Below are 22,498 nucleotides of genomic sequence, written 5' to 3'. Positions count from 1 at the left end.
GCCGGCGGCGTCAGATCAGCGCTTCGATCAGGAACGGGCCGCGGCGCTTCAGGCCCTCCTGCAGGGCGCGGGCAAAGCCTTCGACCGTATCGACGCTGACCGCCTCCACGCCCATGCCGCGCGCCAAGTGGGTCCATTCCAGATAGGGCTCTTCCAGGTCGAGCATGCGGCGCGCGTTGCGGCCCGGCTCCTGCACCCCCACGTTCTTCATCTCGCCGTGCAGCGTGGCGTAGGAACGATTGGCCAGGATCACCGTCAGGCAGTCCAGGTTCTCGCGCGCCTGGGTCCACAGCGCCTGCAAGGTGTACATGCCGCTGCCGTCGGCCTGCAGGGTGATGACCTTGCGGTCCGGGCAGGCCACCGCCGCGCCGGCCGCCAGCGGCAGGCCGATGCCGATGGCGCCGCCGGTCAGCATCAGCCAGTCGTGCGGCGCGCTGCTGGCGCTGTAGATCGGGAATTCGCGGCCCTGGGTGATCGACTCGTCGCAGACGATGGCGTTCTCGGGCAGGTGGTGCGCCACCAGGATGTTGACGGCGGCGCCGGTCAGCTTGCCGCTGGCCGGGACCTCGTAGGCCGGCGCCGGCGCGGCCAGGCACGGCGCGTCGGCGGCGATGCCGAGTTCGTCGGCCAGCCATTCCAGCGCATGCGCCAGATCCTGCTCGACCGTGGCCAGCACGACCTTCTCGCAATCCTCCGGCGCCAGCAGGCTGGGCTTGCCGGGATAGGCGAAAAAGCCCACTGGCGCCTTGGCGCCCACCAGCACCAGATGACGCACGTCCTTGAGCTTGGCCACGGCCAGGTCGATCGGGTACGGCAGCCGGTCGACCGGCGTGCGGTCGCCGCCGCGCTCGACGCGGCGGTTGGAAGTCTCGGACATCAGCCGCACGCCGGTGGCGCGGGCGATGCGGCCAGCGGCCTTGAGCGCGCGTTCTCGCAGCGCCGTGCTGCCGAGCAGCAGCGTGGTGACTTCGCCGGAACGGATCGCCTTGGCGGCGGCGCGAACCGCCTCGATGGTGGTGTGCGGCACGGCCTCGTCGACCACCTTCACCACCGCGCTGTCGGCCGGCAGTTCGGTCCAGGCGGAGTTGGCCGGCAGGATCAGGGTGGCGATGTTGCCGGGATGGCGGCGCGCCACGCCGATGGCCTCGGCGGCGTCGGCCGACATCGACTCGGCCGACATGCCGCGCTTGACCCAGTGCGACATGGGGCGCGCCACGCCTTCGACATCGCTGGTCAGCGGCGCGTCGTACTGCACATGGTAGGTGGCATGGTCGCCGACGATGTTGACCATCGGGGTGCGCGCGCGCTTGGCGTTGTGCAGGTTGGCCAGGCCGTTGCCCAGGCCCGGACCCAGGTGCAGCAGCGTGGCGGCCGGCTTGTCGGCCATGCGGGCGTAGCCATCGGCCGCTCCCGTGACCACGCCTTCGAACAGGCCCAGCACGCAGCGCATCTTCGGTTTGCGATCCAGCGCCGCGACGAAGTGCATCTCGGACGTGCCCGGATTGGCAAAGCACACGTCCACATCATTGGCCAGAAGGGTATCGCAAAGACTATCAGCGCCGTTCATCGTTTTTCCCTGGTTGTTTTACGTAAGCTCGGGCCGGCGGCGGCGCGCCGGCCCGATTGGCATGATAGGTAGGGTAGCGCAAACCCGCTAGAGCCAGTTGCGCGCGCCGGCATGGAACCATTCGGCATGTTCCGTCGGACGGAATTTCAGACGGCGCGCGCCGCGCCTACGCCAGGATCTGCCCCAGAAAGGCCTGCGCCCGCTCCGTGCGCGGCGCGCGGAAGAACTCGTCGGGCGCGGCGGTCTCGACGATCGCGCCCTGGTCCATGAACACCACCCGGTCGCCCACCTCGCGCGCGAATCCCATCTCGTGGGTCACGCAGACCATGGTCATGCCGTCGCGCGCCAGGGCCACCATGGTATCGAGCACTTCCTTGACCATCTCCGGGTCGAGCGCCGAGGTCGGCTCATCGAACAGCATGATCTTCGGCTGCATGCACAGCGCGCGGGCGATCGCCACGCGCTGCTTCTGGCCGCCGGACAACTGCCCCGGATACTTGGCGGCGTGCTGCGGGATCTTGACGCGCTCCAGGTACTGCATGGCGCGGCTTTCCGCCTCCGCCGGCGCCACGCCCTTGACCAGCATCGGCGCCAGTGTGCAGTTCTCCAGCACCGTCAGGTGCGGGAACAGGTTGAAATGCTGGAACACCATGCCGACCTCGGCACGGATGCGCTCGATATTGCCGACCTCGTCGTTCAGCTCGATGCCGTCGACAATGATGGTGCCGCGCTGGTGTTCCTCCAGCCGGTTGAGCAGGCGGATGGTGGTGGACTTGCCCGAACCGGAAGGACCGCAAAGAATCAGCTTTTCGCCGGGCCGCACCGCCAGGTCGAGCCCGTCGAGCACCTTGAAGTCGCCATACCATTTGGAGACGCCCCGCATGCTGATGATGGGCGCCACGTCGTTGATTGCATCCATGGCGTCAGGCCTTCGAGATATCGTGGTTGTCGCCGGCGCCGCTCCAGTAGCCGGGCACGGTCAGGCGCTTTTCCGAGCGCCGGAACAGATAGGCCAGCGCGCTGCACAGTACGAAGTAGATGACCCCGACCATGGTGTAGACCGTCAGCGCCTGGAAAGTGGCGCCGGCCAGCATCTCGCCGGCGCGCATCAGTTCGTAGACGCTGATCACGGCTACCAGCGAGGTCTCCTTGACCAGCACCAGCGCGTAATTGCCGAGCGCCGGGAAGATGGTGCGCAGCGCCTGCGGCAGCACGATACGCTGCAGCCGCTGCGTGCGCCGCAGCCCCAGCGCGCGCGCCGCCTCGTATTGCCCCGCGTCCACCGATTGGATGCCGCTGCGGAACAGCTCGGCCAGATAGGCGCCGAAATTCAGCGTCAGCCCCAGCACGCCGGCCACGAAGCCGTTGATCACCACGCCCAGCTCCGGCAGGCCATAGTAGATGTAGAACAATTGCAGCAGCAGCGGCGTGCCGCGGATGATGTCGATATAGACGCGCGCGGCGCGGCTCAACGCCGGCCGCCGCGACAGGCGGCACAGGCACACGACCAGGCCCAGCGCCACCGCCAGGAAGGCCGAACAGAAGAACAGCGCAAGGGTCCATACCGTGCCCTCGGCCAGCGGGGTCAGGTACATGCGCAACGTAGCGAGATCCAATTCCGGCTCCTTGTCGGTGGCGCGAGGCGCGTTATTTGCTCAGCAGGTCGGACACGCCCCACTTCTGCCCGATCGCGGCGAGTTCGCCGTTGCGCTTCATCTCGGCCAGCGCGGCGTTGACGGCTTCCAGCAAAGTCGCGTTGCCCTTCTGCACCGCCATGCCCACCTGCCACTTGCGCTGCGGCTGGTAGCTGGTGTCCAGCTTCACGCCGGGGATGTTCTTGGTCTTGATCTGGTAGATGATGCTGGGCGGATCGACGATGCCCAGGTCGATACGGCCGGCGCGCACGTCGGCCAGCAGCGTCGAGTAGTCCTGGTATGTGGATACCTTGGTGCCCGGCATGTCCTTGATCATGTTGAACTGCACCGAGTCCACCAGCACGCCGACCTTCTGGCCCTGCATGTCCTCGAACTTGCCATAGCGGCGCTTGGCCTTGTCGCTGACCACGATGCCTTCGCCCCATTCGTAGACCGGCGCCGAAAAATCGATGGCGCGGGCGCGTTCCTCGGTGATGAACAACGGCGCCGACATCAGGTCGGCGCGGCCCGAGGTCAGCGTCGGAATCAACCCGGAGAACGGCACGTCCGTCAGCGTGTCGGCCACGCCCAGGTGCTTGGCGACCGCGGCGGCCACGTCCACCATGATGCCTTCGAGCCGGTTCGACCGCGGGTTCTTGAAGCCGTGCGGCGGCGCGGACGCGGTGGTCACCACGTTCAAGGTCTTGTCGGCACGCACTTCGTCGAGCGTGCGCGCCACGCTGGCGCCGGCCTGCGCCAGCAACGCGGCCGACGCCAGGCCCAGCAGGATGGATTTGAGTTTCATGCTATTCCCCTTGTATGAAATGGATGCCGCAATGCGCCGGTTCAGTCCGGACGTCCTTGCGGGTACTGCCGTACCGCCACCGCCGCCAGGGCGCAGAATTCCTGCATGACGGTGGCGGCCAGGAACGCCGTGGCGCCCTGCACGTCCTGTGGCGGCGAGACGGTGTTCACATCGAACGCCACGAAGTTCAGGCCCGCCAACTGACGCAGCAGGCCCAGCCCTTCCTTGGGCGACAGCCCGCCCCACTCCGGCGTGCAGACGCCTGGCGCGCAGGAAGGATCGAAGATGTCCATGTCGAAGCACAGGTACACCGGCCGCTGGCCAATGCGCTGCTTGATGGCATCGAGCGCGCCGCGCTGGTCCGCGTCGAACTCATCGAACGGCACAATGGTGTAGCCAACCTCGCGGCCGAATTCCAGCACGCCCGGCATGAACGAGCTGCCGCGCGTGCCCACGTGGTAGCTGCGCCGCACGTCCAGCAATCCTTCTTCGGCGGCGCGGGTGAAGGTGGTGGCGGTGTTGTAGCCAGGGATCGGATAGGTGTCGGTGTGCGAATCGAAGTGCAGCACCACGAAATCGGGATGACGTTGCGCCACGGCACGCAGTTGCGGCAGGGTCACCGCGCCATCGCCTCCCATCGAGATCGGGATCGCGCCGCTGTCGAGGATGGCGCCGATGCCTGCCTCGATCAAGGGATAGGAAGCGTCCGGATCGCCCGGATGGCAGGCCACATTGCCGACGTCGATCGCGCGCAGGAACTCCGGCGGATTGTCGATGCCATGGCGGCGGAAGATATCCACCGGCCGCAGCAGGCGCGACTGCTCGCGGATGGCGTCCGGCCCCTGGCGCGAACCGACCCGGAAAGGGTGCGTGCCGCAATCGAACGGGATGCCCACCACGCAGGCGCGCGCCGCGCCGGCTGCGGCGGCGCGGGCCGCTGGCAGGCCCATGAATCCCGGCACGGGATGAAAGCGGACTTCGGCGGACGACGGCACTGCGCAGCTCCTTGGCGACGGCCCGCTATCTGGGCGAACCGATAATTTAGATTCAATCAAATCGCTATGCGATACGATCGTGTCAAAATCAGATTAGCGCGTACACCAAGGCACCGCCAATTAGGGAGTTCCCCTGAATTGGCAACGGAATATCCGACAAAATAAGTATGGAATCAGGACGCGCGGCACCCTGCGGGCGCACCGGCGGCGCACCGGGCCGGCGCCTGCGGGGCGCCGCGATCGCGCTCAGGCGTCGTCGTCGGCAAACGGCGTGGCGCGCAGCGCGCCGCCGGGCGGTTCAAGCTCATAGAAGGGATGCGAGCGCCCCAAGGTGCGCGAGGCACTGATGGCGTGCGCGGTCTCCACCACTTGGGGGCCGAACACGGCTTGCGCCTGCTCGAACGACCAGCGGCTCGACGGCACCGAGACGTTGACCGCCCCCAGCGGCGTACCGCCGGCATCCAGCACGGCCGCGCTGACGGTGATGTCGCCGGGGTAGAACTCGCCGTTCGAACGCGCATAGCCATGGCGGCGCGCGAACTCCAACTCGGCCAGCAGCGCGTCCAGCCCGGTGATGGTGGCCGCGGTATAGGCCTTGCGCTCGCATCGCGCCAGCAGCCCGCGCGCCACGTCCGGATCCAGGCGCGCCAGCACCGCGCGGCCGGCCGCCGTGCAATACAGCGGCAGTCGCATGCCGACCGGCATGTTGACGAACATTTCCTTGTGGGTCGCAAAGCGCGCCACGTACACCATGTCCAGCCCGTCGGGCTCGGCCAGGCTGCACGTTTCCTGGCAATTGCGGTTGAGCGAGTGCAGGAACGGATTGCCCCCCAGCACCAGCGGACTGGTCTGCACATACTTCATGCCCAGTTCCAGCGACCACGGCCCGAGCGAGAATTTCTTGCTGGCGGGGTCCTTGCGCAGGTAGCCCAGCGTCCACAACGTGTGGGTGAAGCGCTGCACCGAACTCTTGCTCAGGCCGGTGGCTTCGGCCAGTTCCGGCAGCGTCATGGCCGGCCGGCCCTCGCTGAAGGCCCGCAGCACGGAAACACCGCGTGCCAGGGCGGCAATGAACAAGGGAGAGTCCTCGGGTCGGGTCTGCGTCATGGCGCGCGCTGCGTCCGGTGGAAAAGCGCATAGCGTACCGCATTACGGTGCGGCCATATCGCATGACGATCCCGCCATTGCCCGTCGCACGGGCCGTAAAACACAAACGGCCCGCGCGCGGCGGGCCGTTCCAGCTCAGGCTGGCATGCTCAGCGGATCGGCCACGGATACATCGCGCCGCCCTTGCTCCACAGCGCGTTGGTGCCGCGTTGCAGTCCGAGCTTGCTGTCCTTGCCGACATTGCGCTCGAACACTTCGCCATAGTTGCCCACGGCCTTGATCGCGTTGTAGGCCCACTTTTCGTCCAGGCCCATGTTCTTGCCGGCGCCCGGCGTCACACCCAGGATGCGCAGGACATTGGGGTTGTTGCTCTTGAGCATCTCGTCCACGTTTTTCTGCGTGATGCCGTATTCCTCGGCTTCCAGCAGCGCAAACAGCGTCCAGCGCACGATGCCGAGCCAGTTCTCGTCGCCCTGGCGCACCATGGGGCCAAGCGGCTCCTTGGAGAAGCGTTCCGGCAGGATCTCGTAGTCATCCGGCTTGGCCACCTGGGTGGCGCGCACCGCGGCCAGCTGCGAGGCGTCGTCGGTGAAGGCGTCGCAGCGGCCCGATTCGAAGGCGCGCACGACTTCGGTGACCTTGTCGATCACGACCGGCTTGAACTCGATGTTGTTGGCGCGGAACCAGTCGGCCAGGTTCAGTTCGGTGGTGGTGCCCGGCTGCACGCAGACGGTGGCGCCGTTCAGTTCCTTGGCGCTTTTCACGCCCAGCTTCTTGCTCACCAGGATGCCCTGGCCGTCGTAGAAGCTGGCGGCCACGGCCGACAGGCCCAGCGAGGTATCGCGCGTCTGGGTCAGGGTGACGGTGCGCAGCAGCACGTCGACCTCGCCCGACTGCAGCGCGGTGAAGCGTTGCTGCGTGGACAGGGCGGTGCCCTTGAATTTGGTCGGGTCGCCGAACACGGCGGCGGCGACGGCGCGGCAGATGTCCACGTCCATGCCTTCCCATTCGCCCTTGCTGTCGGTGGCCGAGAAGCCCGAAACGCCATCGGTCAGGCCGCACTGCACGAAGCCTTTCTTCTTGACCGCATCCAGCGTCGGGCCGGCCACCGCCGCCTGGGAGGCGCACGCCAGGGCAAGCGCGCCGGCAGCAAACGAAATCAACCGCTTCATTATTGCTTCTCCTGAATTAGATGCCCGCGCCGGCCTGTAGGCCCACAGCGGCTGAAACCAAGCCCATGCGTTATGGACCGGCCGCCAGATTACGCGATGTCCACTGAGTGAACAACGCGCCCGGCCCTAGTGGAAACCCGAGTAGCAAATGGTTAGGTAGAGACTCATGAAGTCCGGTGATCGAACTTTATTGACGGGCTCGCGCCGCGGCCAGGGCTGGCCCGCGTGCCATACTTTTTTCGCGCCCTGTCCGCTGGACGGCGCGATCAACTATCCACAGAAAAGCCGGCCGCGCCAAAACAACAATCCGCGGGACGCGCGCCGGCCAACGGCCGACTCATGGAGGAGACAAATCCATGGCACTTGCAAGAAAACCGCAGCTCCGCAGCCCGGCGGCAAGCTATCGCCGCCACGCCCTCAAGACCCTGTTGTGCGCCGCCCTGACCGCCAGCGGCCTGGCCGCCGCGCCGGCCCATGCCGACGACTGGCCCAGCAAGCCGATCAAGGTGATCGTCCCCTACACGCCGGGCGGCTCCACCGACACCGTCACCCGCATCGTGATGGACAAACTCGGCCCGCGCCTGAAGCAGACCATCATCGTCGAGAACCGGCCGGGCGCCAACAGCAGCGTGGGCGCGTCGATCGCCGCCAAGGCCGATCCCGACGGCTACACCTTCCTGTCCGTGCTGCCGGCCTACATCATCAATTTCCACCTCTACAAGCTGGGCTACAAGCCCGGCGACCTGACGCCCGTGGCCCAGATGGCGGACCTGCCGCTGTTCCTGTTCGTGTCCCAGGACATTCCGGTCAACAGCGTGGCCGAACTGGTGGAATACGCCCGCAAGCATCCCGACAAGCTCACCTACGCCTCCAGCGGCAACGGCTCCAGCGCCCACCTGACCGGCGCCGATTTCGCGCTGCGCAACAAGATCACCATGACGCACGTGGCCTACAAGGGCAGCGCGCCGATCCTGACCGACCTGCTCGGCGGCCGGGTGTCGATGGTGTTCGACCCGATCCTGGTGCCGATGCAGTACGTCAAGCAGAACCGCCTGAAGGCGCTCGGCTTCACCGGCAAGCAGCGCTGGCCGACCGAACCGTCGATTCCCACCATGGAGGAAGCCGGCATGCCCGGTTTCGTCACCGGATCGTGGGCTGGCCTGATGGCGCCGGCCAACACGCCCAGGCCGATCATCGAACGCATGGCGCGCGAAATCAGCGAGATCGTGCAGGAACCGGACGTGCGCCAGAAATTCCTGGACGCCGGCTTCCTGCCGGCCAGCGGCACGCCGGCGCAATTCGCCGAACTGATGAAGCAGGACTCGGCGCGCTACGCCGAGATCATCAAGCAGGCCCGCATCACGGTGAATTGAGCAACACGGGGCGCGCCGCCCGCGCGCCCCATCGGAAGCAGCAACCATGATCGACAAGTTCATCGACACTCCCGCGGCCGCCGTGGCCGACATCCATGACGGCGCCACCGTGCTGGTCAGCGGCTTCGGCGGCGCCGGCATGCCCACCGAACTGCTGCACGCCCTGATCGACCAGGGCGCGCGCGAACTCACCGTGGTCAGCAACAACGCCGGCAACCACGAGACCGGCCTGGCCGCCTTGATCAAGGCCGGCCGCGTGCGCAAGGTCATCTGCTCGTTCCCAAAGGCTTCGCATTCGTGGGTCTTCGACGATCTGTACCGGCGCGGCGGCATCGAACTGGAATGCGTGCCGCAGGGCACCATCGCCGAACGGCTGCGCGCCGCCGGCGCCGGCCTGGGCGGCTTCTTCACCCCCACCGCCTACGGCACCGAACTGGCCGCCGGCAAGGAGACCCGCATCATCGACGGCCGCGGCCATGTGTTCGAAACGCCGCTGCGCGGCGACTTCGCGCTGGTCAAGGCCGATCAGGCCGACCGCTGGGGCAACCTCACCTACCGCAAGAGCGCCCGCAACTTCGGCCCCATCATGTGCATGGCCGCGGCGACCACCATCGTGCAGGTGCGCGCCAAGGTGGCGCTGGGCGAACTGTCGCCCGAAGCCGTGGTGACGCCGGGCATTTTCGTCCAGCGCGTCACCCAGGTGGCCCAATCCGCGTTCTCCAGCTGAAGGAATTCCCATGCCCACTCCCCTCTCCCGCGAGGCCATGGCGCGGCGCCTGGCGCAAGACATCCCCGACGGCAGCTACGTCAACCTGGGCATCGGCATGCCGGTGCTGGTGGCCGCGCAACTGCCGGCCGGCCGCGAAATCGTGCTGCACAGTGAAAACGGTATTCTCGGCATGGGCCCGCCGCCCGCCGCGGAGCAGATCGACCTGGACCTGATCAACGCCGGCAAGCAACCGGTGACGCTGCTCGAAGGCGGCGCCTATTTCCATCACGCCGACTCCTTCGCCATGATGCGCGGCGGCCACCTGGACATCTGCGTCATGGGCGGCATGCAGGTCGCGGCCAACGGCGATCTGGCCAACTGGTCGCTCAACAAGCCGGGCGAGGCGCCGGCCGTGGGCGGCGCGATGGACCTGGCGGTGGGCGCGCGCAGCGTCTACATCCTGATGGAACACAACAGCAAGGACGGCTCGCCCAAGATCGTCGAGCGCTGCACCTACCCGCTGACCGGCGCCGGCGTGGTCGACCGCATCTACACCGACCTGGCCGTGATCGACGTCAGGCCCGACGGCCTGTGGGTCCGGGATATGATCGACGGCATGACATTGACAGCGCTGCAGGCACGCACCGGCGCGCCGCTGCGCGCAGGCTGATGCTGCCCAACCTTCCCCCGCCCGGCTACGCCGCGCCGCTCGCCCCCGAGGATCACCCCGACCAGTTGCGCGGCGATCCCGACTACATGCTGACGCTGGCGCGCGGCCTGCACGTGATCCGCGCCTTCGGCACCCGCCGCCATCCACAGACGGCGGCCGAACTGGCGCGCCGCGCCGGCCTGCCGCGCGCGGTGGTGCAGCGCTGCCTGCACACGCTGATCCTGCTCGGCATCGCCGAACAGCATGGCCGCCAGTACATCCTGACCCCGCGCATCCTGGGGCTGGGCTACGCCTACTTCTCGTCGACGCCGTTCGTCTCGCTAGCGCAGCCGGTGCTGGAAGAACTGAGCGCCACTGTCAATGAAACCTGTGCGCTGGCCATCATGGAGGGGCACGAAATGCTCTACCTGGCGCGCTCGGAAGTGAACCGGCTGCTGGCCACTTCGATGGGGCTGGGCAGCCGCCTGCCGGCCTACTGCACTTCGATCGGCCGCGTGCTGCTGGCGCAGTTGTCCGAACCGGCGCTGGCGCGCTATTTCGCCGCCACCGACCTGCAGCCCTACACCGAATTCACCCTCACCACCGAAGCGCGGCTGCGGGCCGAACTGGCGCGCATCCGCGAACAGGACTACGCGGTGGTCGACCAGGAACTGGAGTTGAATGTGCGCGCCATCTCGGTGCCGGTGCGCTCGGCCAGCGGCAAGGCCTGCGGCGCGGTGAACGTCAGTGTCAAGGCGGCGCGGGTGCCGCTGGAACGGCTGACCGGGGAATTCCTGGCGCCGATGCGCCAGGCCGTGGCCAGGATCGGCGAATTCCTGGCGGCCTGAACCGCCGGCCTACAGGTCGGTGGTGTCCAGCGTGAACGCGGCGGCGGCGCGGCCGATGCGGTCGTTGACCGCGTGCCAGGCGTCATCGGCCGGCGGCGCCTGCACGATGATGCGCTCGAAGCCCCTGCCATCCAGGTCGCGCAACAGCGCATACAGGGCCTGCGCATAGCGCGCCGGATCGGCCGGCACCTGTTGCCATTGGATGCGCGCGTCGCAGGCCGCCGGCGGCGGCGTGTACGCCACCACCACCACCTTGCCCGGCGGCAGGCCGCGGCCTTGCAGCACGGCCTGCAGACGCGCATCCGACGCCAGTTCCAGCGCGGTGCGCGGCGCGTAGTGTGCCTTCAGCGTGCCCGAGGCGCGCGGCGCGGCGGCGTCGGGCGCGAACACCTGCACGCCCAGCACCGCCTCGATCTGCGCGGCGCTGATGTGGCCGGGGCGCAGCAGTACCGGGCCGGCGCCACGGTCCAGCCGCGACAGGTCCAGGATGGTGGATTCGATGCCGACCTCGGAGGCGCCGCCTTCCAGCACCGGCATGCCGGCCGCGACCTCGTCGGGGAATTCACCGCGCACGTGATCGGCGCGGGTCGGCGAGACCTGGCCGAACTTGTTGGCCGAGGGCGCGGCCACGCCGCCCTGCCCGTTCGGCTTGCCGGCCGCGAACGCCGCCAGCAGCGCCTGCGCCACCGGATGCGAGGGGCAGCGGATGCCGATGCTGTCCTGGCCGCCGCTGACGGTGTCGGCGATATGCGGCGCGCGCTTGAGGATCAGCGTCAGCGGACCGGGCCAGAAGGCGTCGATCAGCAGGCGCGCCTCGGGCGGCACCTCGGCCGCCCAGTACGACAGGTCGCCCTGCGGCGCGATGTGCACGATCACCGGATGGTTCGCCGGCCGGCCCTTGGCGGCGTAGATCCTGGCCACCGCCTGCGGGTTCTCGGCGTCCGCGCCCAGGCCGTAGACAGTCTCGGTCGGGAAGGCGACCAGTTCGCCGGCCAAGAGGCGGCGGGCGGCGTCGGCGATGTCCGCGGCGCTGGCGGAGTCGGGCGAAGCGGGCATGGCGTTACTCGGGCGCCTGCATGCCCAGGGCGGCGGCAACCCGGGCGGCGTCGGCCTGGGCCTGTTGCAGCGTCGGCGCGACGATGGTGACGTGGCCCATCTTGCGGCCACGGCGCGCCTCGCGCTTGCCGTACAGGTGCAGCTTGGCCGTGGGCACCGCCAGCGCGGCCGCCCAGTCGGGCTCGCGCTGCGCATCGCCGGTGGCCGCCGCATACCAGATGTCGCCCAGCAGGTTCAGCATCACCGCCGGCGCCAGCAGGTCGGTGGCGCCCAGCGGCAGGCCGGCCATGGCGCGCGCCTGCTGCTCGAACTGGCTGGTGATGCAGGCGTCCATGGTGTAGTGGCCGCTGTTGTGCGGGCGCGGCGCGATTTCGTTGACGATCAGGCTGCCGTCCTTGAGCACAAAGAATTCGACGCACAGCACGCCGTGATAGCCCAGGCCCTGCGCGATGGCCTGCGCCGCCGCGGTGGCCTGCGCCTGGCGTTCGGCATGGGCGGCATCGAGCTTGACCGGCGCCGCCGTCGACACGGCCAGGATGCCGTCGCGGTGCACGTTGCGCGCCACCGGGAACACCACGCTGGCGCCGTCGAAACCGCGCGCGATCACCACCGAGATTTCGTAGTCCAGCGGCATCAGCGCTTCCAGCACGCAGGCCACGCCGCCGAACTCGGCGAACGCGGCCAGCGCCGCCTCGCGCGTGTCGATGCGGGCCTGGCCCTTGCCGTCGTAGCCCAGGCGGGCCACCTTGAGGATGCCAGGGAACAGGCTGTCGGGCGCCGCGCGCAGGTCGGCTTCGCTGCGGATGGCGGCGTGCGGCGCGACCGCGATGCCCTGACTGGCGATGAAGGCCTTTTCGGCGATGCGGTCCTGCACGATGGCGACCGCGTCGGCGGCCGGGCTGACGCGGCAACGGGTCGCCAGCGCGCGCAGGCTGTCGGCCGGCACGTTCTCGAATTCGGTGGTGACGGCCTGACAGGTCTGCGCCAGGCGCGCCAGCCCGTCTTCGTCGTCATAGGCGGCCTGGATGTGCAGGTCCGCCACCATGCCGGCGGGGCATTCGGCGGCCGGGTCCAGCACCGCGACCTTGTAGCCCAGGCTCTGGGCCGCGTGGCAGAACATGCGGCCCAGTTGGCCGCCGCCCAGCAGGCCGAGCCAGCCGCCGGGGGCAATGGTGAAAGCAGTCGATTGCGTCATACGGATCAGGCCTCGGGCGGAACCTTCATGTCGCGCGCGGCCTGCGTCTGGCGCGCGCGGAAAGCCACCAGCTTCTGGTGCAGGCCGGCATCGGTGCCCGCCAGCGTGGCGATGACGTGCAGCGCGGCGTTGGCGGCGCCGGCCTCGCCGATGGCGAAGGTGGCGACCGGCACGCCCTTGGGCATCTGCACGATCGACAGCAGCGAATCCTCGCCGCGCAGGTATTTGGACGGCACCGGCACGCCGAACACCGGCACTTCGGTCAGGGCGGCCATCATGCCGGGCAGGTGGGCCGCGCCGCCGGCGCCGGCGATGATGCCACGCAGGCCGCGCTGATAGGCGGCGGCGCCGTATTCGGCCATGTCCTGAGGCATGCGGTGCGCGGAAATCACGCGCGCCTCATGCGGCACGCCGAAGTCTTCGAGCATGGTGACGGCGTGCTTCATGACCTCCCAATCGCTGGAGGAACCCATGATCACGCCCACCACGGGGGGGGCCTCTGCCGCTGCGGAAGTCTTGGCTGTCATAACCGATGTCGAGTAGTTGGAAGGCCGCGGCGGTACCGCGAAACCCGTTATTTTACCCGGCGTCGGCGGCAGGCTTACGGCGCGCTGCCCGAATCCAGCCAGAGGTAGGTGGTGGGGTTGTCCGGGCAAGGCCCGAAGCCGCATTGCAACGTGGTGCTGCCCAGATTGGCCAGCACCAGGACGAAAAACAGGGCCATGATGATCATGCCCAGTACCGACACCGGCCGCTTGAGCATGTTGTCGCCCCATTTGCGGTCCACCGACAGCATCAGCACGCAGAACACGACCAGGGCGCAGAAGGCGATGAAAGCCCAGGTATAGAAGTGCAGGCCCAGGAAGGGTGTGCCATAGCCGGGATCGCCCGGGGCGATGTGCAGCAGCACCTGGCGGCCCGATGCCACCATGCCCCCGAGCGAGGCGGCGATGGTCATGGCGTAGTGCATGGGCGAAGGCCCCAGCCGCAGGTTCAACAGCAGGCCCACGCCGGCCAGAATGAAGGCCACGCGTTGCAGCTGGCACAGCGGGCACGGCAATTCGTCGTAGGCGAACTGCCAGGCGAACGCCATGCCCAGGATGACGGTCACGCCCAGCAGGGCCAGGGCATTGAGCACGCGCGAGCCGCGCGCCGGATTACGGGAAAAGATCATCGCGGCCCATCCTACAGCGACAGCGTCAGCGGGCTGTTCATGTGGAACTGGCACCAGGCGGCGAACACCAGCAAGGTGATCAGCCAGAAGGCGACGCATGGACGGCGCTTGCCCAGCACGCCGAACCACACGGCGACCAGTCCGGTCAGGAAAGGCAACATCATGATCATGCGCAGCTCCTTTCTACATCCGGTGGGCGCTAGGCCCAGGCGGCGGCTGCGGGCCGCGTCCGGCAAATTGGCGGAAGGGAAGCCGCGGATTGGCCGGCTTCCTGTTGCAGGTTGCCGGCGAGTATAACGTAACAATAAGCAATAATTTTTACGGAAAAACAGGGATTACCCTGAGCGGCGTGGCCTCACGGGCAAAAAAAAACCGCCCGGAGCGGGCGGCTTCTTGCGGCGGCTGCGTCTCAGGCAACCAGGCGGTCGAGCGCTTCGCGGTATTTCGCGGCGGTCTTTTCCAGCACGTCCTGGGGCAGGCGCGGCGCGGGCGGGGTCTTGTCCCAGGTCTGGGTTTCGAGCCAGTCGCGCACGAACTGCTTGTCGAACGAGGGCGGGCTGATGCCCACGCGGTAGCCGTCGGCCGGCCAGAAGCGCGAGGAATCGGGCGTCAGCACTTCGTCCATCAGGTGCAGCGTGCCGTCGTCATCCAGGCCGAACTCGAACTTGGTGTCGGCGATGATGATGCCCTTGGTGGCGGCGAATTTGGCCGCTTCGGTGTACAGCTTGAGCGTGACGTCGCGGATGCGCTCGGCCATTTCCTGGCCGACTTCCTTGACCACGTGGGCGAAATCGACGTTTTCGTCATGCATGCCGAATTCAGCCTTGGCCGCCGGCGTGAAGATCGGTTCGGGCAACTGGCTGGCCTGCTGCAGGCCGGCCGGCAGTTTGATGCCGCAGACGGCGCCGGTGGCCTGGTAGTCCTTCCAGCCAGAGCCAATCAGGTAACCGCGGGCCACCGCTTCCACCAGGATCGGCTTGAGGCGCTTGACCACCACGGCGCGGCCGCGTACCTGGTCGACTTCATCGGGCGCGACCACGTCTTCGGGCTTGATGCCGGTGGAGTGGTTCGGCAGGATGTGGGCCAGCTTCTGCAGCCAGAACTCGGTCAGTTCGGTCAGCACCTGCCCCTTGCCGGGGATGGGATCGTCGAGGATGACATCGAACGCCGAGATGCGGTCCGACGCGACGATCAGCAACTTGTCGTCGCCCACCGCGTACATGTCGCGGACCTTACCGCGGCCCAGCAGCGGCAAGGACTTGATGCTGGATTGATGCAAAGCAGAAGTCACGGAAAAATGGCCTATGGCAAAAATGGGGGTCGCGCAAAGCGCATAGATTACTGCAAATAGCACCGTCTTGCCGGGCGGCGGAGCGCGGGTTAGTCTGGCCGGATTCCAAAAAATGCGCCGGCCGCGCAGCCGCGTCACGGCGCCCCCTTGACCCCTGGAGGAGACACAGTCGTATGCAGGATGCAACCCAGAAACGCCCGGCCCACGCCGATGCGCAGGTCCACCTGACCGGTGGCTGCCAATGTGGCGCGGTGCGCTACGCAGTGACCGACGAACCCATCATGGCGGCCACCTGTCATTGCCGCGATTGCCAGTACTCCAGCGGCGGCGCGCCGGCCCACGCGCTGATCCTGCCGGCCGGCTCGGTCACCCTGCTGCGCGGCCAGGCGCGCGAACACCGCTACAAGGGCGATTCCGGCCACACCGTGATGCGCAGTTTCTGTGCGGACTGTGGCACGCCGCTGTTCGGCGGCTCCGAAGGCATGGCCTACGAAGTGGTGCGGGCCGGCTCCCTGGACGACCCCGAGGCATTCCATACCCGCGTCAGCATGTGGACCGACTCGGCGCCGTCCTGGCACCACGTGGACCGGAGCGTGCCGAATTTCCCCCGGAACGCCCCGCCCGCCTGAGGCGGCTGGCGGCGGACGAAAAAAAAGCGGGCCCGCGAGGGCCCGCCCTTTTGCGGCCGGCCTCCCCGAGGGGAGGCGGCTGGCGGCTTACTGCACCACCTGGGCCAGCTTGCCCGACGCGTACTGGGCGGCGATCTCGGTCAGGGGCAGCGCCTTGATCTTGCTGGCGTTGCCGGCGGTGCCGAATTCCGTGTAGCGAGCCACACAGATCGCCTTGGCGGCGGCGCGGGCCGGCTTCAGGTATTCGCGCGGGTCGAACTTCTCGGGGTTCTCGGCGAAGAAACGGCGGATGGCGCCGGTCATGGCCAGACGGATATCGGTGTCGATATTGATCTTGCGCACGCCGTACTTGATGGCTTCCTGGATTTCCTCTACCGGCACGCCGTAGGTTTCCTTCATGTTGCCGCCGAATTCACGGATCTCGGCCAGCAGTTCCTGCGGCACGCTGGAGCTGCCGTGCATCACCAGATGGGTGTTGGGCAGGCGGGCGTGGATTTCCTTGATGCGGGCGATCGACAGGATGTCGCCGGTGGGCTTGCGCGTGAACTTGTAGGCGCCGTGGCTGGTGCCGATGGCGATGGCCAGCGCGTCCAGCTGGGTGCGGCGCACGAAGTCGGCGGCCTGCTCCGGATCGGTCAGCAACTGGTCCATGGTCAGCTTGCCGTCGGCGCCGTGGCCGTCTTCCTTGTCGCCTTCCATGGTTTCGAGCGAGCCCAGGCAGCCCAGTTCGCCTTCGACCGTCACGCCCAGCTTGTGGGCCACGTCCACCACCTTCTTGGTGACTTCGACGTTGTAGTCGTAGTCGGCGATGGTCTTGCCGTCTTCCTTGAGCGAGCCGTCCATCATGACGCTGGAGAAGCCCAGGTCGATGGCGCCCTGGCAGACCTTGGGCGACTGACCGTGGTCCTGGTGCATGACCACGGGGATGTGCGGGTAGGACTCCACGGCGGCCTGGATCAAGTGCTTCAGGAAGCCTTCGCCGGCGTACTTGCGGGCGCCGGCCGAGGCCTGCATGATCACCGGGCTGTCGGTCTCCGACGCGGCTTCCATGATGGCCTGGACCTGCTCCAGGTTATTGACGTTGAATGCCGGAATGCCGTAGCCATGCTCGGCGGCGTGGTCGAGCAACTGGCGCATGGAGACTAGGGCCATGAGTGGTCCTCCTTAGGTACTGTCGATTGAAAGATGGTTGAAACCGAGCGGGATGGTGGGATTTTACGGGGGATTCGCGGAAAGGTCTTGAAACGGCCGGTATCCCTATCCGCCAGGACTAAACCGGCGGGATGAACCGCCGCCGCACCGCCTCCCCGTTCGACCCTCGCCCGTCCTACGGCCGTCCCGCGTGCGGCACGTCCACCTCGGTCATCAGGATCCGCCCTTCCGGCTTGGCGCGGCGGTTGGCCTCGATGAAGTCGGGCGCCGCCGCCATGAACAGTGTCCTGCCGTCCGGGCCGCCCAGGGCCGCCGCGAAGATGCCCAGCTCGCCGGTATCGATCTGTTCCAGGATCCGGCCGCCGCGCGCCAGCCGCACGATACGCTTGCCGATGGCGTCGGCCACCCACAGCGCGCCCTCGGCGTCCAGCGCCCCGCCGTCCGGCCCGATGGCCGAGGCCGCGATCAGCACCGACAGGTCGTCCGACTCGGGCAAGGCGCCGAAATGGGCCCAATCGCGCCGCGGTCCGAGCGCGCCATCCGCCAGGATGTCGAATTCCGAGATGCGGTTGCCGAAGGTCTCGTTGACGATCAGGGTCTTGCCGTCGGGGGTGATGAAGGAGCCATTGGGAAACCACAGCCCATCGGCCACCACCTGCGCCACGCCGTCCGGATCCACCCGCACCAGGGTGGTGGTGGCGAAAGGCTCGCCGGCCATCAGGTCGAAGCCGAAATTGCCCACGTAGGCGCGCCCCTGCTCGTCGACCACTAGGTCGTTGACCGGGCCGCCGGTCAGGGCCGACAGATCGCAATGCGTGACCAGCCGGCCGTCGGGCTCGCGCCGCAGCAGCTTGCGGTCTTTCATGGAGGAAATCAGCAGGCGCCCGTCGGGCAGCCAGCCCAGGCCGGACGGTTGTTCCAGCACGCGGCAGATGACCTCGACCCGGCCCTGCAGGTCCACGGCGATCACCTTGCCCGTATAGAAGTCCGACGCCCACAGGCGCCCGTCGCGCCAGCGCAGGCCTTCCAGGTAGGTGTACCCCGAGACCAAGACGGACAATTCGCGTTGCGGCATGGCTTTTGTCTCCTGATGGTGGCGGCGGGCCGGCATGGCCCTGTCCTTATCTTTATTTAGGGAGGGCCCCAGGGCGCTTGCGCGACCCGGGCCAGGCCATTTTGTCATGCCGGCGGCGTCGCGGCAGTCGGGGTTGACCCGTCCCCAACCTGACAACTGACTGTCAGGCTGGGGACGTTAACATCGCGCCCCAAGGGTTAACCCGCACTCCGGTTGCCCTCCGGCATATCCGTCATTGGACCGATCCGCCCCGCCCCATGCCGGCGGGTAAGGCCCTCCCTGGGGCCGACCGGGACGATCCCTGTTCTCCTGTTTTTGAAGATGAATACTAAGAAGCTGACGCGTTACATCGGCATCGCCATGGTGCTGGGCGTCGTGGTGGGTTATTTCTGCAACAAGTACGCGCAGAGCGCGCAAGAGGCCAAGGACATCGCCTCGTACTTCAGTCTGATCACCGACATCTTCCTGCGCATGATCAAGATGATCATCGCGCCCCTGGTATTCGCCACCCTGGTGTCGGGCCTGGCCAGCATGAGCGATGCCAGCGCCGTCGGCCGCATCGGTCTGCGCGCCATGTTCTGGTTCATCGCCGCCTCGGCCATCTCGCTGCTGCTGGGCCTGGCGCTGGTCAACATCTTCCAGCCGGGCGCCCACTTGAACCTGGCGCTGCCCGACACGGCCGTCAGCGCCGGCCTGAAGACCGGCGACTTCACCCTCAAGGCCTTCATCGCGCACGTGTTCCCCAAGAGCATCGCCGAAGCCATGGCCAACAATGAGATCCTGCAGATCCTGGTGTTCTCGCTGTTCTTCGGCGCGGCGCTGTCGTTCATCCGCGGCAAGGGCCACAACACCATTTACAACGTGATCGACGAGCTGGCCAAGATCATGTTCCGCGTCACCGACTACGTGATGCGCTTCGCGCCGCTGGGCGTGTTCGCCGCCATGGCCGCGGCCATCACCACCGAGGGGCTGGGCGTGCTGGTCAGCTACGGCAAGCTGATCGGCGAGTTCTACCTGGGCCTGGCGTTGCTGTGGGCCATCCTGTTCGGCGTGGGCTACCTGTTCCTGGGCAAGTCCACCTTCCGCCTGGGCGGCCTGATCAAGGAACCGACCCTGCTGGCCTTCTCGACCGCCAGCAGCGAATCGGCCTACCCCAAGACCATCGAGGCGCTGGCGCGTTTCGGCGTGTCCAAGCGCATCTCGGGCTTCGTGCTGCCGCTGGGTTACTCATTCAACCTGGACGGCTCGATGATGTACCAGTCGTTCGCGGTGCTGTTCATCGCGCAGGCCTACAACATCGAAATGAGCTTTTCGCAGCAGCTGACGCTGCTGCTGGTGCTGATGGTGACCAGCAAGGGCATGGCTGGCGTGGCGCGCGCCTCGCTGGTGGTGGTGGCGGCGACGCTGCCGATGTTCCATCTGCCCGAGGCCGGCCTGCTGCTGATCATGGGCATCGACCAGTTCTTCGACATGGGCCGCACCGCCACCAACGTGGTCGGCAACAGCCTGGCCACCGCCGTCATCGCCAAGCTGGAAGGCAAGGAAGAGGATCTGGCGGCCGCGGACGGATCCGCGCCTGCTCAGTCGTTGACCGAGCAGGCCACCGGCGCGCCATCCTCGAATTCGACGTCGTAAGTGTGGACCGGGTCCCAGGGCAGCGTGAACCATAGTTCGTAGCCGTCGCCGTCCTCGTCGAACAGCCACAGCGCGCGCAGCACGGCCTTCTCGGCCATGGCCTCGGCGCTTTCCTCGCCCAGCAGCTGGTCGTCTTCGAGACCGAGTTTCTTGTAATGCTCGTACGAGTAGTTGTCGAGCAGGAAGTCGGCGGCGGCCAGGATCTGTTCGTCGAGGTTGTCGATGATGGCCTTGACCACCTTGGACGCCGCGCCGGTCGGCGCTTCGCCGTCGGTCTGGATCATGACGTGGATGGGCGGACGCCCCTCGCCCGCAGGCACGTTTTCGGCGGCCCAGAGATCGGGTTCTTCGAGGTCCTGGGTGAAATTGAATCGTGCCATCGTACGCTCCGGAAAATAAAGGAGACGGGCCGCGCAAGCCGCGGCCCCCCGTCATCACCCATTTAACCAGATGCGCGTGTCCGGCGCTTGTCCGGCGACAAGGTTGGCCGCGCGATACCGCCGGCCCTGCGGGTCAGGCCGCCACCCGTCCGCGCGCTTCGGCGGCCGGCTCGGCCGCGCGGGCGGAGGGATAATGGGTCGAGAACACCAGCCGGCCCGCGCTCCAGGTGTGGCTGATCAACGGCAGCGCGCCGACCTGCGCCACCGCGACCAGATCGGCACGCAGGCCCACCGCGATGCGGCCGCGATCGCTCAGGCCGCAGGCGTCGGCCGGATTGGCCGTGACCAGCGCCAGCGCCTGCGGCAACGTCAGTTCGGTCTGCGCCGCCAGCGCGAAGGCCGCGGCGATCAGGGTCGAGGGCTGGTAATCCGAGCACAGGCAGCTCGCCACGCCGGCGCGGATCGCGTCGATGGCGCGCATCGAACCGCTCTGGCTCTTGCCGCGCAGCACGTTGGGCGCGCCCAGGATGGTCGGCAGCCCGCAGGAGACGGCGGCGCGGGCGGTGTCCAGCGTAATCGGGAATTCGCTCATCGACACGCCCAGGTTGCGCATGGTGGCGATGCGGTGGATCGAATCGTCGTCATGACTGGCGGTGGGAATGCCCAGGCCGTGCGCATGCGCCAGCAGGGTTTCGACCCGCTGCACCGCGCCGTCCTTGGCGCGGGTCTTGGCATGCGCGGCCGCTTCGGCCTGCTCGCGGCTCATGGCGTGGTTGCCGATCATGTACTGCAGGTAGGATTCCAGCGTCTTGAACTGCCCCTGGCCGGGCGAATGATCCATCACCGACAGCAGGTCCACCGCGCCCTCGTCCATCAGCGCCCGCAACAGCGGCACCGAGGTGGCATCGGTGACTTCGTAGCGGCAATGCACGCGGTTGTCCACCAGGCTGTGCTGGCGGAAGGCGCGCACGCCGCGCACCACCTGGGCGGCGGTTTCATTATTGCGCACGCCCCATTCGCTGTTGGCGAACGACAGCGCATGGTACGGCGTGGTGATGCCGGCGGCGGCGTTGCGGCGGTCCACCTGCGCCACCGCGAAATCCAGCGGAAACAGCACTTTCGAGCGCGGCTCGGCTTCCTTCTCGATGGCATCGCAATGCAGGTCGATCAGGCCGGGCGCCAGGGTCAGGCCGCGCAGGTCGATCTCGCGGTCGGCGGCGGCGCCGTCGGGCGCGATGGCGGCGATGATGCCGTCGTCGATCAGGACGGCGCTGTCTTCCAGCACGCGGTCGGGCAGGACGACGCGGGCATGGGTCAGGTAGGTGCTGGTCATGCTCGCTCCCGTTCGGCGGCAGCCTGCGCGGGACGCAGGGCCAGGACGCGCGACGCCACGGCATCGCGGACTTCGGCATCGTGGAAAATGCCCAGCAGGCAGCGGCCGGCCGCGCGCGCCTCGCGGATCAGTTCCACCACCACGGCGCGGTTGTCCGGGTCCAGCGAGGCGGTCGGCTCGTCCAGCAACAGGATCGGATGCCGGGCGATGAAACCGCGGGCGATATTGACGCGCTGCTGCTCGCCGCCCGAGAAGGTGGCGGGCGCCAGCCCCCACAGGCGCTGCGGCAGGTTCAGGCGCCGCAGCATGGCGGCGGCGCGCTCGCGCGCCTCGCCGGCCTCGACGCCGGCCATGCGCAATGGCTCGGCCACCACATCCAGCGCCGACACGCGCGGGATCACCCGCAGGAACTGGCTGACGTAGCCGATGACGTCGCGCCGCAGCGCCAGGATGCGCTGCTCGGGAGCGCCGACCAGTTCGGCCCAGTCATCGCCGGCGCGCACGCGGATGCTGCCCTCCGTGGCCAGATAATTGCCGTACAGGCAGCGCAGCAGGGTGCTCTTGCCGGTGCCCGAAGGGCCGGCCAGCACCAGGCAATCGCCAGCGGCGGCATCGAAATCGACCGCCTCCAGCACCGGCAGGCGGATGCCGCCCTGGTTGTGCAGGGTGAACAGCTTTCCGAGGCCCCGCACCTCGATCATGGGTTTCGCGACAGTCAT

24 protein-coding genes are annotated in these 22,498 nt (G+C 67.7%); 6 read left to right on the top strand and 18 right to left on the bottom strand.

Translation table 11 applies throughout. From position 1 onward, the window contains the following. Positions 1 to 10: 10 nt before the first annotated feature. The 7 genes from K2W61_RS14250 to K2W61_RS14220 all read right to left on the bottom strand — a co-directional run bounded on the left by K2W61_RS14250 (position 11) and on the right by K2W61_RS14220 (position 7,280). Positions 11 to 1,567 (bottom strand): acetolactate synthase large subunit, encoded by a 1,557-nt coding sequence (locus K2W61_RS14250; protein ID WP_236755868.1) that lies wholly within the window; start codon positions 1,565 to 1,567, stop codon positions 11 to 13. A 166-nt stretch (positions 1,568 to 1,733) separates the two neighbouring features. Then, on the bottom strand, positions 1,734 to 2,486 hold the full coding sequence (locus tag K2W61_RS14245) for an amino acid ABC transporter ATP-binding protein (protein ID WP_175133802.1): 753 nt from the start codon (positions 2,484 to 2,486) through the stop codon (positions 1,734 to 1,736). A gap of 4 nt (positions 2,487 to 2,490) precedes the next feature. After that, entirely contained in the window at positions 2,491 to 3,183 is a 693-nt protein-coding gene (locus K2W61_RS14240) for an amino acid ABC transporter permease (protein ID WP_175133803.1), read from the bottom strand. 31 nt (positions 3,184 to 3,214) lie between these two features. Further along, positions 3,215 to 4,006, bottom strand: a complete 792-nt coding sequence (locus K2W61_RS14235) for an ABC transporter substrate-binding protein (protein WP_175133804.1) — start codon at positions 4,004 to 4,006, stop codon at positions 3,215 to 3,217. A 41-nt stretch (positions 4,007 to 4,047) separates the two neighbouring features. Then, a complete protein-coding gene (locus K2W61_RS14230; RefSeq protein ID WP_175141604.1) occupies positions 4,048 to 4,956 on the bottom strand; it encodes an arginase family protein in 909 nt (302 codons plus the stop codon). Between the two features lie 291 nt (positions 4,957 to 5,247). Continuing rightward, positions 5,248 to 6,108: an IclR family transcriptional regulator gene (locus K2W61_RS14225; protein WP_175133805.1), complete on the bottom strand. Its 861-nt coding sequence runs from the start codon at positions 6,106 to 6,108 to the stop codon at positions 5,248 to 5,250. A 149-nt stretch (positions 6,109 to 6,257) separates the two neighbouring features. Continuing rightward, entirely contained in the window at positions 6,258 to 7,280 is a 1,023-nt protein-coding gene (locus K2W61_RS14220; protein ID WP_175133806.1) for an amino acid ABC transporter substrate-binding protein, read from the bottom strand. A gap of 356 nt (positions 7,281 to 7,636) precedes the next feature. On the opposite strand from K2W61_RS14220, the gene K2W61_RS14215 reads away from it, so the two are divergent. From K2W61_RS14215 to K2W61_RS14200, 4 genes are read left to right on the top strand one after another with little or no spacing between them, the layout of a single operon-like run. Next, a complete protein-coding gene (locus tag K2W61_RS14215; RefSeq protein WP_175141577.1) occupies positions 7,637 to 8,653 on the top strand; it encodes a Bug family tripartite tricarboxylate transporter substrate binding protein in 1,017 nt (338 codons plus the stop codon). A 46-nt stretch (positions 8,654 to 8,699) separates the two neighbouring features. Then, positions 8,700 to 9,380, top strand: a complete 681-nt coding sequence (locus K2W61_RS14210; protein WP_175133808.1) for a 3-oxoacid CoA-transferase subunit A — start codon at positions 8,700 to 8,702, stop codon at positions 9,378 to 9,380. 10 nt (positions 9,381 to 9,390) lie between these two features. Continuing rightward, positions 9,391 to 10,032, top strand: coding sequence for a 3-oxoacid CoA-transferase subunit B (locus K2W61_RS14205; protein ID WP_236755867.1), 642 nt, complete (start codon positions 9,391 to 9,393; stop codon positions 10,030 to 10,032). Then, a complete protein-coding gene (locus tag K2W61_RS14200) occupies positions 10,032 to 10,859 on the top strand; it encodes an IclR family transcriptional regulator domain-containing protein (protein ID WP_175133810.1) in 828 nt (275 codons plus the stop codon). The genes K2W61_RS14205 and K2W61_RS14200 overlap by 1 nt, the downstream gene beginning before the upstream one ends. 9 nt (positions 10,860 to 10,868) lie before the next feature. Here K2W61_RS14200 and K2W61_RS14195 read toward each other — a convergent pair whose 3' ends face one another. The 6 genes from K2W61_RS14195 to K2W61_RS14170 all read right to left on the bottom strand — a co-directional run bounded on the left by K2W61_RS14195 (position 10,869) and on the right by K2W61_RS14170 (position 15,575). Further along, positions 10,869 to 11,915 carry an L-threonylcarbamoyladenylate synthase gene (locus tag K2W61_RS14195; RefSeq protein WP_236755866.1) on the bottom strand — a complete coding sequence of 349 codons (1,047 nt, stop codon included), beginning with the start codon at positions 11,913 to 11,915 and terminating at the stop codon, positions 10,869 to 10,871. A gap of 4 nt (positions 11,916 to 11,919) precedes the next feature. Then, positions 11,920 to 13,110 (bottom strand): 5-(carboxyamino)imidazole ribonucleotide synthase, encoded by a 1,191-nt coding sequence (locus K2W61_RS14190; RefSeq protein ID WP_175133812.1) that lies wholly within the window; start codon positions 13,108 to 13,110, stop codon positions 11,920 to 11,922. A gap of 5 nt (positions 13,111 to 13,115) precedes the next feature. Next, positions 13,116 to 13,637 carry a 5-(carboxyamino)imidazole ribonucleotide mutase gene (gene purE, locus K2W61_RS14185; protein ID WP_175141580.1) on the bottom strand — a complete coding sequence of 174 codons (522 nt, stop codon included), beginning with the start codon at positions 13,635 to 13,637 and terminating at the stop codon, positions 13,116 to 13,118. A gap of 74 nt (positions 13,638 to 13,711) precedes the next feature. After that, positions 13,712 to 14,284 carry a disulfide bond formation protein B gene (locus K2W61_RS14180; protein ID WP_175133814.1) on the bottom strand — a complete coding sequence of 191 codons (573 nt, stop codon included), beginning with the start codon at positions 14,282 to 14,284 and terminating at the stop codon, positions 13,712 to 13,714. A gap of 11 nt (positions 14,285 to 14,295) precedes the next feature. Continuing rightward, positions 14,296 to 14,454, bottom strand: coding sequence for a DUF5993 family protein (locus K2W61_RS14175; RefSeq protein WP_175141581.1), 159 nt, complete (start codon positions 14,452 to 14,454; stop codon positions 14,296 to 14,298). Between the two features lie 239 nt (positions 14,455 to 14,693). Continuing rightward, the gene (locus tag K2W61_RS14170) at positions 14,694 to 15,575 is read right to left on the bottom strand and encodes a phosphoribosylaminoimidazolesuccinocarboxamide synthase (RefSeq protein ID WP_175133815.1); all 882 of its coding nucleotides are present in this window, start codon (positions 15,573 to 15,575) and stop codon (positions 14,694 to 14,696) included. A gap of 173 nt (positions 15,576 to 15,748) precedes the next feature. Here K2W61_RS14170 and K2W61_RS14165 point away from each other — a divergent pair, with 173 nt between their 5' ends. Next, a complete protein-coding gene (locus K2W61_RS14165; protein WP_175133816.1) occupies positions 15,749 to 16,204 on the top strand; it encodes a GFA family protein in 456 nt (151 codons plus the stop codon). An 87-nt stretch (positions 16,205 to 16,291) separates the two neighbouring features. Here the strand turns inward: K2W61_RS14165 and fba are convergent, their stop codons facing one another. Both fba and K2W61_RS14155 read right to left on the bottom strand, forming a co-directional pair. Next, a complete protein-coding gene (gene fba / locus K2W61_RS14160) occupies positions 16,292 to 17,356 on the bottom strand; it encodes a class II fructose-bisphosphate aldolase (RefSeq protein WP_175133818.1) in 1,065 nt (354 codons plus the stop codon). Between the two features lie 175 nt (positions 17,357 to 17,531). Beyond that, positions 17,532 to 18,431, bottom strand: coding sequence for an SMP-30/gluconolactonase/LRE family protein (locus K2W61_RS14155; RefSeq protein ID WP_236755865.1), 900 nt, complete (start codon positions 18,429 to 18,431; stop codon positions 17,532 to 17,534). 321 nt (positions 18,432 to 18,752) lie between these two features. Here K2W61_RS14155 and K2W61_RS14150 point away from each other — a divergent pair, with 321 nt between their 5' ends. Further along, positions 18,753 to 20,066, top strand: a complete 1,314-nt coding sequence (locus K2W61_RS14150; protein ID WP_175133820.1) for a dicarboxylate/amino acid:cation symporter — start codon at positions 18,753 to 18,755, stop codon at positions 20,064 to 20,066. On the opposite strand, the gene K2W61_RS14145 is transcribed toward K2W61_RS14150, so the two are convergent. The 3 genes from K2W61_RS14145 to phnL all read right to left on the bottom strand — a co-directional run bounded on the left by K2W61_RS14145 (position 20,012) and on the right by phnL (position 22,498). Further along, the gene (locus K2W61_RS14145; RefSeq protein WP_175133821.1) at positions 20,012 to 20,446 is read right to left on the bottom strand and encodes a hypothetical protein; all 435 of its coding nucleotides are present in this window, start codon (positions 20,444 to 20,446) and stop codon (positions 20,012 to 20,014) included. The two genes, K2W61_RS14150 and K2W61_RS14145, sit on opposite strands and share 55 nt — an antisense overlap. 133 nt (positions 20,447 to 20,579) lie before the next feature. Further along, positions 20,580 to 21,779: an alpha-D-ribose 1-methylphosphonate 5-triphosphate diphosphatase gene (locus K2W61_RS14140; protein WP_236755863.1), complete on the bottom strand. Its 1,200-nt coding sequence runs from the start codon at positions 21,777 to 21,779 to the stop codon at positions 20,580 to 20,582. After that, positions 21,776 to 22,498, bottom strand: a complete 723-nt coding sequence (gene phnL / locus K2W61_RS14135; RefSeq protein WP_175133824.1) for a phosphonate C-P lyase system protein PhnL — start codon at positions 22,496 to 22,498, stop codon at positions 21,776 to 21,778. Before phnL ends, K2W61_RS14140 begins: the two co-directional genes overlap by 4 nt.

Source organism: Achromobacter pulmonis (assembly GCF_021733725.1).
In the GTDB taxonomy this organism is placed as follows: domain Bacteria; phylum Pseudomonadota; class Gammaproteobacteria; order Burkholderiales; family Burkholderiaceae_B; genus Achromobacter; species Achromobacter pulmonis.
This window is presented reverse-complemented; position numbering and strand designations above follow the sequence as displayed.